This is a genomic window from Pseudomonas sp. Irchel s3h9, assembly GCF_900187475.1.
In the GTDB taxonomy this organism is placed as follows: domain Bacteria; phylum Pseudomonadota; class Gammaproteobacteria; order Pseudomonadales; family Pseudomonadaceae; genus Aquipseudomonas; species Aquipseudomonas neuropathica.
On record NZ_FYDH01000016.1, the window covers coordinates 24,447 to 40,362 of the forward strand.

The window sequence follows — 15,916 nt, forward strand, 5'->3', positions numbered from 1 at the left end:
TTTGCCCGCGGGGGCGGGTGCTGCACCTTTTTCCTGTCACTCGTCGACTATTCAAACAGAACCCTGGAGCCTGCCCACTGATTTGAGAGGTGCCCCATGAGTCTGCTGCTTGAACCCTTCACCCTGCGCCAACTGACCCTGCCCAACCGCATCGCGGTGTCACCGATGTGCCAATACTCCAGTGTCGACGGCCTCGCTAACGACTGGCATCTGGTACACCTCGGCAGTCGCGCGGTAGGTGGCGCGGGTCTGGTATTTACCGAAGCCACGGCGGTCACGGCCGACGGGCGGATCACCGCCGAAGACCTTGGCCTGTGGAACGATGAACAGATCGAACCGCTGCAACGCATTACCCGCTTCATCACGTCCCAAGGCGCGGTTGCCGGCATTCAACTGGCCCACGCCGGGCGCAAGGCCAGCACTCATCGGCCGTGGATCGGCAAGCATGGCAGCGTCAAACCCGATGATGGTGGCTGGACCCCGGTAGGGCCGTCACCGATTGCCTTTGACCCACAACACACGCAACCGAAACAGCTGGATGAAGGGCAGATCGCCGACGTTATTCAGGCCTTTGTCGATGCCGCCAAACGTGCGTTGAAGGCGGGTTTCAGTGTGGTTGAGGTGCACGCGGCGCATGGTTATCTGCTGCATCAGTTTCTTTCGCCGTTGAGTAATCAGCGCCGCGATCAGTACGGTGGTTCGTTTGAAAACCGCATTCGTCTGGTGTTGCAGGTGACTGAAGCGGTAAGGGCGGTCTGGCCGGAGGAGTTACCGGTGTTTGTTCGCGTGTCGGCCACTGACTGGGTGGAAGACGGCTGGAACCCGGATGAAACCGTGGAACTGGCGCGACGTCTGCACACCCTCGGCGCGGATCTGATCGATGTGTCGTCGGGCGGGACGGCGGCCAACGCGGAAATTCCGGTTGGGCCGGGTTATCAGACGCGTTTCGCCGAACGTGTGCGCAAGGAGTCAGGCATCGCCACCGGCACCGTGGGAATGATTACCGAACCGGCGCAGGCCGAGCATATTCGGCGCACCTGTCAGGCTGACATCATTTTCCTCGCTCGGGAGCTGTTGCGTGACCCTTACTGGCCACTGCATGCCGACGATGATCTCGGTGGGCGCAAAGCGGTGTGGCCGGCGCAGTATCAGCGCGCGACTCATCGGGATCAGCCGATTCATGAGTCTGATTTACGCGATTGAGTTGGTAGCGGTAAGGCAAAAAGCCCCGGTCAGTGATGGTCGGGGCTTTGTTTTGTCTGCTGATCTTTTGTTGAAATACTGCCGTCATCGCTGGCAAGCCAGCTCCCACAGGTTTGGCGTCGTACACAAAAATTGTGATCAACACCAAACACTGTGGGAGCTGGCTTGCCAGCGATGAGGCCCGTGCAGGCGCCTCAAATCATCAAGGGTATTTGCGCTTGTCCGGCGCCGGCGGGAAATACTGGTACAACCAGGTCTCGCTCAACGTGCGATCGTTGGTGCGAATAAACAACCGCAGCTCCACCGGCTCCACGCTGTCATTGGTCGGGTACCAGTCAAACAGAATCCGATAGCCCTTGATGTCATCCAGCACCAAGACGCTGAAGTCCTGCACCTTGCCGTTCGAGCACGTCACCACGGGCTCGATCCCGGTGCCCTGCGGCAGTCGATCCAGACCACCGCCAGTGAAGTCCACGGCAAAACGACGCGCCCACACTGGCGGGTAATGCTCGCCCGGTGCCCAGCCTTCGGTGAATCCGCCCATGCCGGAACGGGTCGCGTGCACCCGTGCCAACGGCGTACCCACTGGCGGCAATGCGCTCCAGTAGAGCTTGTAGCCATAGTTCAGCGAATCCCCGGCAGCCACCGGTTTTTTCGGGGTCCAGAATGCCACGATGTTGTCGAGAGTCTCGCCGGTGGTAGGGATTTCCAGCAGATCGATAGAGCCTTCGCCCCACGCGGTGGTCGGTTCTACCCACAGGCTCGGGCGCTTGCTGTACCAGTCGACGGTGTCCTGATAGTTGGCGAACTCATGGTCAGTCTGCACCAGCCCGAAACCCTTAGGATCCTTGTCCGCAAACGCGTTGAACTGCAGGGTCGCCGGGTTGTTCAGCGGACGGCAGATCCACTCGCCGTTGCCGCGCCACATCGCCAAGCGATCCGAGTCGTGGATTTGCGGGTGAATGGTGTCGCACATACGGCGTTCGTGGGTGCCGCAGCTGAACATACTGGTCATCGGCGAGATGCCCAATTGCTCGATCGCCGTGCGCGCATTGATGTGCGCATCGACTTCCATCACCACGCGCTCGGCCTGGCAGTCGATGTCGAAACGATAAGCGCCAGTGGCGCTCGGCGAGTCGAGCAGTGCGTAGACCACAAAACGTGTGGCGTTCTGGTCCGGTGTCTCGAACCAGAACTTGGTGAAGTCAGGAAATTCTTCGCGTTTTTTCGCGTACGTGTCGATCGCCAGGCCGCGAGCGGAGAGGCCATATTGGCCAGTCGCATCCACCGCGCGGAAATAACTGGCGCCGAGGAACGACACCACGTCATGACGATCCAGCTCTGGTGCCTTGAACAGTTTGAACCCGGCAAAACCCAGATCGCCTTTCAACTGCTGAGTGTCGACCGAAGTGTTTTCATAGTTGAACAGCGCCGGGCGGAAGTGCACTTCGCGCGCGGTGCGGGTCTTCGGGTCGACGCTGTACATGCGCACCGGCTGACGGAACCCCATGCCGACGTGGAAGAACTGTACGTCCAGTTGGCCCTTGTTTTCCTTCCACAGCGAATGCTCGCCGTCGTAGCGGATCGCGTTGAAGTTCTGCGGGGTCATGGTCGCCAAGGTTGGCGGCAGCACCTGTTTGGTGTCCTGATAGGCGCTGCCAGCGAGTTGCTTGGCCTGGCGCTTCAGCGCTTCGAAGTCGAAGGCCTGCGCCTCGCCATCGGCGGCGCCGCCATTGGCCGCCCACGCGCGGGTGGCCAGCAGGCCAGTGGCCGAAAGACCGGTGTAAGCCGCAATGGCCATGGACGCTTTGAGCAAATTCCTGCGGTGCATAAATACAACCTGTCGTGAGCAATCCCGCGCCGTTCCTGGCACGTGCTGGATCAGAAATAACGGTTCGGACAAGCCTTCGGCCAAACGCAACGGACTATTAACAGATGCCCGCTAGCTTAAACGGTTCGCTCGCAATGCAAAATTCGTTGATTCACCGCGCCAGTGTGTCAATGAAACAAGACATGTCGGTTAAATATCTGACAGGGCATTCTGATTTACACGGCATATCTGCTTTTTTCGACTAATTACTCTAAAAACCGCTTTTCAGCGCCGATTTAATTTCTATTCTATGGGCATGACCGGTGCTGACCGGTAGGGCACACGGCGCTGCTGTAAGGGGCAGGGCGATGTGGTGGTTTAGCAATTCTTTGAAGTATTGAAGGACATCGTCCATGGCAAAAATACAAGGTATCACCGACATGCTGGGCATCTTTCCCTGCCTCGGCAGCGGCCGCAAAAGGCGTCGGCTCAGCTCTGACGAAGTGAAACTGGTGGAGCGTTATCGGGAGCTTTCGGAGAATGACCGGATTGCGATGAGGTATCTGGTGGATGCGATGCGGAGTGTTTCGCGGTTTTGAGTCGAAATAAAAAGGGGGGGACTGAAAGGTCCGCCCCTTTTTATTCGGATCAGCTACACGTTCCCAATACTGGATACGGCCGCTGGCCGTGCATCAACTCCGGCACATCCCGCCATTTGACCCACGCCTGCTGTTGCCAGTGCAGCAACGGCACGGTGACGCCAGCCCAATGCATCGAACTCAGGCTCGGATGGTTTTCCACTGGGCTTGAATGGGTTTCGCGCAGCATCGGAATGACTTCATGGCTCAGCCAATGGCGCAGGTGACGGTTTTCCGGAACGAAGTGATGGACGAGCAGCGCGAACAGGCCGGACTCGCTGACCATCGCGCAATCGATGATTTCGCCGTCACGACGCAGAAGGACATGGCGACGCTGATCGGGATCGAGTTTCAGGGTGAGGCGTTCGTTCAGGGGGTAACCCATCAAGCGACCGAGATCTTGCACGCAGAACCAGGCTTCGTGGTCTTGCATGAAGGCGTGGAGGAAGCGGTTGTGGCGGGTGAAGACGGTGGGGGTGAAGTGCGTTGAAGGTGGATTCTGGATTTGCGTAGACATGTAGTGACTTCCGTTTCGAGTTGGAAAGTCGCCACCAATTCTTCGAAAAATTGGGTGGCGAGCCGAGTGGCGTTCGAAGTCGGGTTACTTCCTGTCGAAACGGTAAAGCCGGAAGGCCCGCGCCACACGGCCCGCCATAAAGCAGAACTGAAGTTGTGAAAAAGCCGCAGTTCAATGGAGGGCATGCAAGCACCGTTTTGACAGTTTCCGGCTTCGACCCCGGATCGCTGAATTAACAGCGACGGGATAAAGCCTATCGGTCAGGCGCTTGCGGCGACAAGTCTACCCTTTCGCCACACATCGTAGGAAATGGGGCTTTTTCAGGCAGGCTGTGTCTGTAGGAAATGCCTGTTTTTTTAGATTACGCTGCTAAACCATCACTGCACCGAAGATTTTCCTTTATGAGTTAGCAATCGGGAAAAGGGAGAAGCAATTCTGTGAGCAAAGATGAAGCGAAGGGTAAAAAGAGAAAGGTGATCGATCTGGATCGCTTCGAAGCTGTTAGAGGTAAAGCCGATATCAAATGGCGTACTGATGAATTGATGACAGTGCTTCGAGGAGACCCCAGAATCAAATCTCGATTCCGGGGTGATTCTTCTTAGCGACTCACCTTCCAAGCATCCCCAGCCGGCGCCTTGCCATGGTCATACGGCTTGCCAATCCACATATAAACCAAGCCCAAGCCAATCACGATCGCTGTGCTCAACACCATCGCATAGTTCACATACCACGCCGCATCCGGCGTACGTGGCCAGGCCATGTTGATGATCGCGCCAACGCCATACACCAGCGCGCCAATGTTCACCGGCCAGCCCCACGCGCCGAGGGTGAATTTGCCGCTGGGTTTCCAGCCTTTGCTGCGGGCGTACAGCGCGGCCAGGACGATCATCTGGAACGCGAGGTAGATGCCGATGGCGGCGAAGCTGACGATGGTGGCCACGGCGTCTTGCAGGAAGAAGCCGAGGGCGATGATCAGGGCCGGCAGGACGCCGGACACGAACAGTGCTGCAACCGGTACTTGGGTGGTAGGAGAAATCTTTTTCAGCAGTCGGCTGCCGATGACCATTTCATCGCGAGCGTAGGAGTACAGCAGACGGCTTGCCGCGGCTTGCAGGCTGATGACGCAGGAGATGAAGGAAATCATTACCACGCCCATCACCACTTTCGAACCGACCGGGCCGAAGGCGTTGTTGAGGATGGTGGTGACCGGGTCTTTGTCGGTGCCGTTGATCACCGCTTGCATGTCCGGCACGGCGAGAATCAGCGCCAGGCAGGCGAACATCGCCGCGATGCCGCCGATGTAGATGGTCATGCGCATGGCCACCGGGATTTTTGCGCTCGGGTTCGGGGTTTCTTCGGCGACGTCGCCGCAGGCCTCGAAGCCGTAGTAGAGGAACATCCCCGCCAGCGATGCGGTGAGGAACGCCGGCAGGTACGAACCGTCGACGCTGATGTCGAAGGTGTTGAACAGCACGCTCAGCGGTTGATGGCGTTCGAATACCAGCAAGTAAACACCGACGATCACTGCGCCAACCAGTTCGCAGAGAAAGCCGAACATGGCGATGCGCGCCAGCACTTTGGTGCCGCTGAGGTTGACCAGTGTGGCGAACAGGGTCAGCACCAGGGCGATGACGATGTTGGTGTTGTTGCTTGGCTCAAAGCCGAGCATGGCGGCCAGGTACGGGCCAGCGCCGACCGCAACGGCGGCGATGGTGACGCACAGGGCGATGGAGTAGATCCAGCCGACCATCCACGCCCATTTTTTACCGACCAATCGGCGTGCCCAAGGGTAAACCCCGCCGGAAATCGGGAACTGCGAAACCACTTCGCCGAAGATCAGGCACACCAGCAATTGGCCGCAACCGACCAGCAAGTAGGCCCAGAACATCGGTGGGCCGCCGGCGGCGAGGCATAGGCCGAACAGGGTATAAACCCCTACGACCGGTGACAGATAAGTGAAGCCCAAAGCGAAGTTTTCCCACAGGCTCATGCTGCGATTGAAGTTCGAGGTGTAGCCCAGCTTGCGCAGTTGTTCGGCATCACTGTCGGCGATGGCTGCGGCGAGATCGGGTGAGGAACTCATGTGTGATTGCTCCGTGAAATCGGCAGATTTCGGATGGCCGAGGCCGTGGCGGGGCTTTGTGGGCGCCGCCCGGTTCGGTAGTTATTGTTAGGTGTGGAATCCTGGTGGTGCGTAGTGCCGGTTTCTTTCCTGATACCGGGGTGACGCCTTCGCGAGCAGGCTCGCTCCCACATTTGGAATACTTACCCCTGTGGGAGCGAGCCTGCTCGCGAAGCTTTTAAAGGCTTAGTGCTTGAACATCACATGCCGAACCGTGGTGTAGTCCTCCAGCCCGTACATGGACATGTCTTTCCCGTAACCGGACAATTTCTGACCGCCATGGGGCATTTCGCTGACGAGCATGAAGTGCGTATTCACCCACGTGCAGCCGTACTGCAAACGCGCCGACATGCGATGCGCACGTCCTACATCCGCTGTCCACACGGAGGACGCGAGGCCGTAGTCCGAATCGTTGGCCCATTCCAGCGCCTGCGCTTCATCGGTGAACTTGGTCACCGAAACCACCGGCCCAAACACCTCACGACGGACGATTTCATCGTCTTGCTGCGCATCGGCCAACACGGTCGGTTCGAAGAAGAAACCATTGCCGTCCACGGCCTTGCCGCCAGTGATCAAGCGAATGTGCGGCTGCGCCACGGCACGTTCGACGAACGCTGCAACCCGGTCACGATGTTGCGCAGTAATCAGCGGCCCCAACTCGGTCGACGGATCATCCTGCAACCCGTACTTGATGCTGCTGACCGCCGCGCCGAGCTTCTCGACGAATTTGTCGTAAATGCCTTGCTGGGCATAGATCCGGCAAGCGGCGGTGCAGTCCTGCCCGGCGTTGTAGAAACCGAAGGTGCGAATCCCTTCCACCGCCGCATCAATATCAGCGTCGTCGAAGATGATCACCGGCGCCTTGCCACCCAGCTCCATGTGCATGCGTTTAACGCTGTCGGCGGTGCTGGAAATGATGTTGGCGCCCGTGGCGATCGAACCGGTCAGCGAAACCATGCGCACTTTCGGGTGCGTAACCAATGGGCTGCCAACTGTAGGACCGCGACCAAACACCAGATTGAGTACACCGGCCGGGAAGATTTCCGACGCGAGTTCAGCCAGACGCAACGCGGTCAGCGGGGTTTGTTCTGACGGCTTGAGCACCACGGTATTACCGGCCGCCAGCGCCGGGGCGATTTTCCAGGCGACCATCATCAGCGGGTAGTTCCACGGCGCGATGGAGGCAATCACGCCGACCGGGTCGCGACGGATCATCGAGGTATGGCCGGGCAGGTATTCGCCAGCGGCCGAGCCGCTCATGCAACGGCTGGCGCCGGCGAAGAAACGGAACACGTCGGCAATCGCCGGGATCTCGTCGTTGAGCGCGGCGCTGTAGGGTTTGCCGCAGTTGTCGGATTCGAGCTTGGCCAGTTCTTCGCCGTGGGCTTCGATGGCATCGGCGAGTTTGAGCAGCAGCAGCGAGCGGTCTTTCGGCGCGGTTTGCGACCAGTCGGCGAACGCGTTGTCGGCAGCGCGCACGGCGGCATCGACCTGGGCTTCGCTGGCTTCGTTGATTTCAATCAGGACTTCGCCGAGCGAAGGATTGAGCACCGGTTGCGCCGGGCCTTCGCCGTTGACCAGTTGGCCGTTGATCAAGAGTTTGGTTTGCATGTCTGTTGTCCTCACTAACACTTTTATTGTTCTGCCGAAACCGAACCCATGTAGGAGCTGCCGAAGGCTGCGATCTTTTGATCTTGATCTTCAAAGCAATATCAAAAGATCGCAGCCTTCGGCAGCTCCTACACGGGATTCGGTTTCTTCAGTTATTCGGTTATTTGCCACCGCTGCCGGCGACACTCTCGCCACCACGCGTCAGGTAATAAGCACCGAGGATCGGCAGCATCGTCACCATCATCACCAGCATGGCGACGACATTGGTCACCGGCACATCCCGTGGTCGGCTCAGTTGGTTGAGCAGCCATAACGGCAACGTGCGTTCATGCCCGGCGGTAAACGTGGTGACGATGATCTCGTCGAACGACAGCGCAAACGCCAACATGCCGCCGGCCAGCAATGCCGAGCCGAGGTTGGGCAGGATGATGTAGCGAAAGGTCTGCCAGCCATCGGCGCCAAGATCCATCGAGGCCTCGATCAAACTGTGCGAAGTGCGGCGCAATCGGGCGATGACGTTGTTGTAGACGATCACCACGCAGAAGGTCGCGTGGCCGACGATGATGGTGAACATCCCTGGCTCGATCCCCAGCGTCTTGAACGTCGCCAGCAAGGCGATCCCGGTGATGATTCCCGGCAGCGCAATCGGCAAAATCAGCATCAGCGAAATGCCCTGTTTGCCGAAGAAATCGCGGCGGTACAACGCTGCTGAAGCCAAGGTGCCGAGGACCATCGCAATCAACGTGGCGATGGCTGCGATCTGTAACGAAAGCTTGATTGCCTCCAAAACGTCCGGCCGCGAAAACGCCACGCTGAACCAGTGCAACGTAAAGCCCTTCGGCGGAAAGCTGAACGCGGCTTCCTCGGTGTTGAAGGCGTAAAGGAAGATGATCAGGATCGGGAAGTGCAGAAATACCAACCCGCCCCAAGCAGCGACTTTCAGACCTAGAGAGGCTTTCTCCCCCTGCTTTTCTGAATTAGAGCGCATCGAAAGCCCCCAGACGTTTGACGATCGACAGGTAAACCGCGATCAACACAATCGGCACCAACGTGAACGCCGCCGCCATCGGCATATTGCCGATCGCACCTTGCTGCGCGTACACCATGCTGCCGACAAAGTAACCCGGCGGCCCGACCAGTTGCGGCACGATGAAGTCGCCCAGGGTCAGCGAAAACGTGAAGATCGACCCCGCGGCGATGCCCGGAATCGACAGCGGCAAGATCACCTGAATAAAGGTCTGGCGCGGCTTGGCGCCGAGGTCGGCAGAAGCCTGCAACAGCGACGGCGGCAGACGCTCCAGCGAAGCCTGAATCGGCAGAATCATGAACGGCAGCCAGATATAAACAAACACCATGAATCGCCCCAGATGCGAGGTCGACAAGGTGCTGCCACCGACGCCGGGAATCCCCAGAATGAACTGCAACACCGGCTCCATCCCCAAGTGCTGCACGAACCATTGCGCCACACCGCCCTTGGCCAGCAGCAACGTCCACGCATACGCCTTGACGATGTAACTGGCCCACATCGGCATCATCACTGCGATGTAGAAAAACGCCTTGGTCTTGCCCGTGGTGTAGCGCGCCATGTAATAGGCGATCGGGAACGCGACGATGGCGCTGGCGATCGACACAACGATGGCCATGCTCAACGTGCGCAGGATGATGTCGAAGTTCGACGGCTGAAACAGCGCAGCAAAATTCGCCAGGGTCAGGTCAGGCGTGACCGCCATAGTGAAGTCGTCGAAGGTGTAGAAACCTTGCCACAACAGCACTAGCAACGAGCCGAGATAGATCGCGCCGAACCACAGCAGCGGCGGCACCAGCAGCATCGACAAGTACAGGTTCGGCTTGCGGTAGAGCAGGTTGGAAAACCGGCGCAACGGCGGCGATTGAGTCATCGCGAGCGTGCTCATTTCACACCCCGCTCGTCACGGTGTCGTGCAGCGGGATCATCGCTTCCCGCGCCCAGCGTGCGCTCAGGCGCTGGCCGGTCTGATGCTGGGCACTGCTGTCGATCCACTGGTTGTTGGCGTGGCTGATGCTCAGGGTCTGGCCGTTTTCCAGGGTCAATTCATAACGCGTGGCGCTGCCCTGATACTGAATGTCGTGGAGCAAACCGCTGACTTCGATTTCATGGCTGGCCAAGGGGCCTTCGGCGAAACGCACATGTTCCGGACGAATCGAAAACGGCTGCGGATGACCGCTGATTTGGCGTGCGAGATCGCCGCGAATCACGTTCGAGGTGCCGACGAATTCGGCCACGAAAGTGGTGGTCGGTTTCATGTACAGATTGCGCGGCGTGTCGACCTGCTCGATGCGGCCCTTGTTGAACACGGCGACGCGATCGGACATCGACAGCGCTTCGGTTTGATCGTGGGTGACGAAGATGAAGGTGATCCCGAGCTGGCGTTGCAGCTTCTTCAATTCGCTTTGCATTTGCTCGCGCAGTTTCAAATCCAGCGCGCCGAGCGGCTCATCGAGTAGCAGCACACGCGGGCGATTGACCAGGGCGCGGGCGAGGGCCACACGCTGGCGCTGACCGCCGGACAACTGCACCGGTTTGCGTGCGCCGTAACCGCCGAGGGCGACCATGTCCAAGGCTTCTTCGGCGCGTTTATGCCGCTCGTTTTTGCCGACGCCTTTGACCTTCAAACCGTAGGCGACGTTGTCGAGGACATTCATGTGCGGGAACAGCGCGTAGTCCTGAAACACCGTGTTGACGTCACGTTGATACGGCGGCAAACCGGCCGCTTCGGCGCCGTGGATACGGATCGAGCCGGCACTCGGTTGTTCGAAACCGGCAATCAGGCGCAGGCAGGTGGTTTTGCCCGAGCCGGAAGGGCCAAGCATGGAAAAGAACTCGCCGTCCTCGATATCGATGGAAACCCGGTCAACGGCCTTCACCTCGCCGAACTGCCGGGAAACGTTGGTGAACTGGACTGCAAGCGTCATGGTGCGGTGCTCCAAAAAGGCGAAGGCCGTCGCAGCGGCCCTGCCCAGCCTTTTGAAAAAACAGTCTTTCGAATGATCGTTCCCACGCTCTGCGTGGTAATGCTGCCTGTGAGGCTCTGCGTCACCTCGTGCAAATGGACGCGGAGCGTCCGGTGATGCATTCCCACGCAGAGCGTGGGAACGATCGGCATCTAACGGTGAATGCGATCCGCTTTGAGCTCCCTCTCCCTCCGGGAGAGGGCGGGGGGTGAGGGTGGCGGTTTCGGTCATTGCTCTGAGATCAAGAGCAAAGGCAAAAGCTACCCCCTCACCCCAGCCCTCTCCCCCAAGGGGGAAAGGGGGCAGGCCGCGTCGTTATTGAGAGCTAGCGGCCGCCCATGATCGCGATGTAGTCCTGGGTCCAGCGGCTATACGGCACAAATTTGCCACCCTCAGCCTGCGGGGTTTTCCAGAAGGCGATCTTGTCGAACTGGTCGAAGCCGTTGGTCTTGCAACCTTCCGCGCCAAGCAACTCACTCTCTTTGCACGCCGCAGGAACGGCCGGCAACGAACCAAACCACGCCGCCACATCGCCTTGGACTTTCGGTTTCAGCGACCAGTCCATCCACTTGTACGCACAGTTCGGATGCTTGGCCTCGGCGTGCAACATGGTGGTATCAGCCCAACCCGTAGCGCCTTCTTTCGGAATGGTCGAAGCGATCGGCTGTTTCTCGTTCATCAGGCCGTTGACCTGATACGGCCAGGCGCTGGAGGCGACCACGCCCTCATTTTTGAAGTCGCTCATCTGCACCGTGGTGTCATGCCAGTAGCGGTGGATCAACGGCTGCTGTGCGCGCAACAGATCAAGCACGGCTTTGTACTGATCTTCGGTCAGTTGATACGGATCCTTGATACCCAGTTCAGGCTTGGTCGACTTTAGATACAGCGCCGCATCTGCGATGTAGATCGGGCCGTCATACGCCTGCACGCGGCCCTTGTTCGGCTTGCCGTCGGGCAGATCCTGAGCGGTGAACACCACGTTCCAACTGCTCGGCGCAGTCTTGAACACGTTGGTGTTGTACATCAGCACGTTCGGGCCCCACTGGTACGGGGTGCCGTAAGTTTGCTTGTTGACTACGTACCACGGCGCATCTTTCAGGCGCGGGTCGAGAGTGTTCCAGTTCGCGATCAAGGCAGTGTTGATCGGTTGCACCCGCTTGCCGACGATCAACCGCAGCGAGGCATCACCCGACGCGGTGACCAGGTCGTAACCGCCCTTGGCCATCAAGCTGACCATTTCGTCCGAGGTCGCAGCGGTCTTCACATTGACCTTGCAGCCGGTTTCTTTTTCGAAACCGGTGACCCAGTCGTAAGCCTTGTCGCTCTCGCCACGTTCGATGTAACCCGGCCACGCAACGATATCCAGCTGACCTTCGCCAGCACCGACAGCCTTTAACGGCTCGGCCGCTTGCAGGCTGGCGCTGGCCAGCAGGGCCGTGGTGATTGCACTGAGCAGTGCGGTCTTGTGCACGAACATGGTTGAACCCTCTTCTTTAAATTATGGTCGGGGCAGTTGTGAACGCGGTGAAGCATGCCGTTGGCGGCTTGTTATTAGCGTAGTCAGAGATGCTGGCCGTGGCGGGCCATGATGTGCCGCACCACGCTGTAGTCCTGCAGCGAATCACTGGATAAGTCTTTGCCGTAACCGGAGCGCTTCAGCCCGCCGTGGGGCATTTCGCTGACCAGCATGAAATGGCTGTTGATCCAGGTGCAGCCGTACTGCAAGCGCGCGGCAACCTGCATGGCCTTGTCCAGATTCTGTGTCCAGACCGACGAGGCGAGGCCGTATTCGGAGTCGTTGGCCCAGTCGACGGCTTGGGCGAGTTCGTCGAAACGGGTCACCGTGACCACCGGGCCGAACACTTCGCGCTGGACGATTTCGTCGCTCTGTTTGCAACCGGCGAGCAGCGTCGGCTGATAGTAGAAACCGGCACCGGAGTGCACCGCCGCACCGGTCACGCGTTCGATGTGCGGCTGGCCGAGGGCGCGCTCGACGAAACTGGCGACGCGGTCGCGCTGGCGGGTGCTGATCAGCGGGCCGATCTCATTATCGGCATCACGTTTGCCGGCGAAGCGCAGGCTGCTGACGGCGGCGCCGAGTTCGGCGACCAATTTGTCGTGAATCCCGGCCTGCGCGTAGATCCGACAGGCAGCGGTGCAGTCCTGCCCGGCGTTGTAGTAACCGTAAGTGCGCACGCCATCGACCACGGCCTGGATGTCGGCGTCGTTGCAGACGATCACCGGGGCTTTGCCGCCGAGTTCGAGGTGCGTGCGTTTGAGGGTTTTCGCGGCGGCTTGCAGGATTTTCTGCCCGGTAACGATATCGCCGGTCAGCGACACCATGCGCACTTTAGCGTGGCCGACCAAATGGCTGCCAACGCCTTCGCCGCCACCGCAGATGATGTTGATGACCCCGCGCGGGAGGATTTCGGCCAGCGCTGGCGCCAGAGCGAGGATCGACAGCGGCGTGTGTTCGGACGGTTTGAACACCAGCGTGTTGCCGGCGGCGAGGGCCGGGGCGATTTTCCACGCGGCCATCATGATCGGGTAGTTCCACGGCGCAATCGAGGCGACCACGCCAATCGGATCGCGACGCACCATGCTGGTGTAGCCCGGCAGGTATTCGCCGCTGAGCTGACCGGTCTGGCAGCGCACGGCGCCAGCGAAGAAACGGAACACATCGACGGTCGCCGTCAAATCGTCCTGACGCGCCAGGTGCAACGGCTTGCCGCAGTTCAGCGATTCGAGGCGGGCGAGGTGGTCGGCGTGTTTTTCCACGGCGTTGGCGATCTCGAGCAACAGGTTCGAACGTTGCTGAGGCGTGGTGCGCGACCACTCGGCAAATGCGCGGTGGGCGGCGAGGATGGCGGCTTCGACTTGCTCGGTGCTGGCTTCGGCGATGTGCGTGAGGATTTCGCCGGTGGCCGGATTGAGAATCGGCTCGACAAAACCTTCCCCGGCGACCAGTTCGCCGTCAATCAACAACGCGGTACACATCGGGGTCTGCGCGCCAGCCATTTTCCGCGATCTCTTTTCTTGTGTGGCCATTGTTGCTCCCTGAAACCGGGAGCCGACCGTCTTATAGATGCAGCAAGACTAGTGCGCGGCTCCGAGGTCGACAAATACTAAATACTGAAGGCAGCATTCGATTAAATAGATGGCTTGCGCCCGCCGTGGGGTTGCTCACGGGCTACGGTCAGGAATGGGTCGACAAGAGCGGGGCGCGCAGTGCCACGTCGCCAGGCCAGGCCCACGTCCAAGGTCTGATTGAGGTCGGCGATGGGACGCGCTTCGATGATGTCGCCCTCCAGCGACCATGGGCGGTAAGTCATGTCGGGTTGAATCGATACGCCCAGACCGGCGGCGACCAGACTTCGCACCGCTTCGGTCGAGGCGGTTCTCAAGGTGATTTTTGGCTGCAACCCGGCGCCGCGCCACAATCGCTGGGCATTGCGATCCATCTCATCGACGTTTAGCTGAATTAACGGCTCGCGGGCGACGTCGGCGAGGTTGATGCTGTCGTGTTCCAGCAGCGGGTGCTGGGCTGGCAACCATAAACGGTGGGGCGAGTGAGTCAGTACTTCAGTCTGCAAAGCGTGGCGATCTTCGAGGTTGGAGAGGATCAATACGCCGACATCGATCTCGCCACTGACCAGCAAATGCTCGATGTAGGGGCGTTCGTCTTCCATCACTCTGATTTCGACATTGGGATACGCGCGCTGAAAACGGGTGAGCAGATCCGCCAGGTAATAACCGGCGACGAGGCTGGTCACGCCGATGATCAACTGCCCGGCAACCTGATCAGTGCTCTGTTGCAGGCTGCGTTTGGCGTTATCCACGGTCGCCAGAATCAGGTGCGCCTGGCGTAGGAATTGATGACCTTGGTGTGTCAGCGTCATGCCCTTGGCGTGGCGGCTGAACAGGCTGACGCCGATTTCCTCTTCCAGTTGCTGGATCGCCAGCGTCAGAGTCGATTGGGAAATGAATGCAGTTTGCGCGGCGGCGGAGATCGAGCCGGTTTCGGCCACGGCGATGAAGTGACGGATCTGACGCAGGGTCATCATGAAGAGGCTACCCAGTGGGCGGTTTTTATAGATTGGCCTGAGTGTATATCTATTTTCACGAACGGCTTGGGCGTACTGAGCAACATCTGGAAGCACACTCGCAAGCAGGGCTGGGGCACTTTCGAACTAGGCTGGAGGCCTTATAGATCCGGATAACCCCTGTTTTGGAGGCGGAACATGAACACCCGTGGATTGCTCGATCAACTACTCAAGTCCGGCCAGGATCTGTTGCAGAACAAGGCCGGTGGTTCGCAGAACAAATCGGCCAGCGGTGGCTTGGGCGGTTTGCTCAGCGGCGCTTCAGGCTCCGGTGGCCTTGGCGGTTTGCTCTCAGGCGCAGGTGGTGGCGCATTGGCGGCCGGCGCGATGGGCTTGTTGCTCGGTAACAAGAAAGTGCGCAAGGTCGGCGGGAAAGTCGCGATCTACGGTGGCCTCGCGGCGCTCGGTGTGCTGGCTTACAAAGCCTACGGCAACTACAACGCGCAAAAAGGCACCGCACCACAACGCGAACCACAAACCCTTGATCGCCTTCCACCCGCGCAAGCCGAGCAACACAGCCAAGCCATTCTCAAGGCGCTGGTCGCCGCCGCAAAGGCTGACGGCCACATCGATGACCGTGAGCGCCAACTGATCGAAGGCGAATTCACCAAACTCGACAACGACCAGGAACTGCAACACTGGCTGCACGCGGAACTCAATAAACCTCTCGACCCGACTGACGTGGCCCGCGCCGCGAGCACGCCGGAGATGGCGGCTGAGATGTACATCGCCAGCGTGATGCTGGTGGATGAGGAGAACTTCATGGAGAAGAGCTATCTGGATGAACTGGCGCGGCAGTTGAAGCTGGAGCCGGGGTTGAAGGTGGAGTTGGAGAAGCAGGTGCGGTTGGCTTCTGTGTAGAGACGGCGTGCTTCAACAATCGCAAATCCCCTGTGGGAGCGAGCCTGCTCGCGAAAGCAC

The 15,916-nt window shown here is 59.4% G+C and carries 13 protein-coding genes; 3 read left to right on the forward strand and 10 right to left on the reverse strand.

The genetic code is table 11. The features are described from left to right. The first annotated feature begins 96 nt into the window (after positions 1 to 96). Positions 97 to 1,203, forward strand: a complete 1,107-nt coding sequence (locus CKW26_RS23575) for an NADH:flavin oxidoreductase/NADH oxidase (protein ID WP_095050353.1) — start codon at positions 97 to 99, stop codon at positions 1,201 to 1,203. A gap of 202 nt (positions 1,204 to 1,405) precedes the next feature. Here the strand turns inward: CKW26_RS23575 and CKW26_RS23580 are convergent, their stop codons facing one another. After that, on the reverse strand, positions 1,406 to 3,034 hold the full coding sequence (locus CKW26_RS23580) for a glucan biosynthesis protein D (protein ID WP_095050354.1): 1,629 nt from the start codon (positions 3,032 to 3,034) through the stop codon (positions 1,406 to 1,408). Positions 3,035 to 3,426: 392 nt separating this feature from the next. Between CKW26_RS23580 and CKW26_RS23585 the strand changes: the two genes are divergently transcribed. Further along, entirely contained in the window at positions 3,427 to 3,612 is a 186-nt protein-coding gene (locus CKW26_RS23585) for a hypothetical protein (protein ID WP_007908956.1), read from the forward strand. 49 nt (positions 3,613 to 3,661) lie between these two features. Here CKW26_RS23585 and CKW26_RS23590 read toward each other — a convergent pair whose 3' ends face one another. The 9 genes from CKW26_RS23590 to CKW26_RS23630 all read right to left on the reverse strand — a co-directional run bounded on the left by CKW26_RS23590 (position 3,662) and on the right by CKW26_RS23630 (position 14,956). After that, complete coding sequence (locus tag CKW26_RS23590; protein WP_095050355.1) at positions 3,662 to 4,168, reverse strand: Bro-N domain-containing protein; 507 nt, start codon at positions 4,166 to 4,168, stop codon at positions 3,662 to 3,664. 598 nt (positions 4,169 to 4,766) lie between these two features. Beyond that, positions 4,767 to 6,251, reverse strand: coding sequence for an APC family permease (locus CKW26_RS23595; protein ID WP_095050356.1), 1,485 nt, complete (start codon positions 6,249 to 6,251; stop codon positions 4,767 to 4,769). Between the two features lie 225 nt (positions 6,252 to 6,476). Then, the gene (locus CKW26_RS23600; RefSeq protein WP_095050357.1) at positions 6,477 to 7,901 is read right to left on the reverse strand and encodes a gamma-aminobutyraldehyde dehydrogenase; all 1,425 of its coding nucleotides are present in this window, start codon (positions 7,899 to 7,901) and stop codon (positions 6,477 to 6,479) included. A gap of 160 nt (positions 7,902 to 8,061) precedes the next feature. Further along, positions 8,062 to 8,889, reverse strand: coding sequence for an ABC transporter permease (locus tag CKW26_RS23605; protein ID WP_095050358.1), 828 nt, complete (start codon positions 8,887 to 8,889; stop codon positions 8,062 to 8,064). Further along, positions 8,879 to 9,814 carry an ABC transporter permease gene (locus tag CKW26_RS23610; protein WP_095050359.1) on the reverse strand — a complete coding sequence of 312 codons (936 nt, stop codon included), beginning with the start codon at positions 9,812 to 9,814 and terminating at the stop codon, positions 8,879 to 8,881. Before CKW26_RS23610 ends, CKW26_RS23605 begins: the two co-directional genes overlap by 11 nt. Before the next feature lies 1 nt (position 9,815). After that, on the reverse strand, positions 9,816 to 10,853 hold the full coding sequence (locus tag CKW26_RS23615; RefSeq protein ID WP_095050360.1) for an ABC transporter ATP-binding protein: 1,038 nt from the start codon (positions 10,851 to 10,853) through the stop codon (positions 9,816 to 9,818). A gap of 364 nt (positions 10,854 to 11,217) precedes the next feature. After that, positions 11,218 to 12,369 (reverse strand): putative ABC transporter substrate-binding protein YdcS, encoded by a 1,152-nt coding sequence (ydcS, locus tag CKW26_RS23620; protein ID WP_095050361.1) that lies wholly within the window; start codon positions 12,367 to 12,369, stop codon positions 11,218 to 11,220. Between the two features lie 83 nt (positions 12,370 to 12,452). Beyond that, the gene (locus CKW26_RS23625) at positions 12,453 to 13,910 is read right to left on the reverse strand and encodes a gamma-aminobutyraldehyde dehydrogenase (RefSeq protein WP_095050362.1); all 1,458 of its coding nucleotides are present in this window, start codon (positions 13,908 to 13,910) and stop codon (positions 12,453 to 12,455) included. Positions 13,911 to 14,041: 131 nt separating this feature from the next. Beyond that, the gene (locus CKW26_RS23630; protein ID WP_053117503.1) at positions 14,042 to 14,956 is read right to left on the reverse strand and encodes a LysR family transcriptional regulator; all 915 of its coding nucleotides are present in this window, start codon (positions 14,954 to 14,956) and stop codon (positions 14,042 to 14,044) included. Positions 14,957 to 15,133: 177 nt separating this feature from the next. Here CKW26_RS23630 and CKW26_RS23635 point away from each other — a divergent pair, with 177 nt between their 5' ends. Beyond that, a complete protein-coding gene (locus CKW26_RS23635; protein ID WP_095050363.1) occupies positions 15,134 to 15,856 on the forward strand; it encodes a tellurite resistance TerB family protein in 723 nt (240 codons plus the stop codon). Positions 15,857 to 15,916 lie beyond the last annotated feature (60 nt).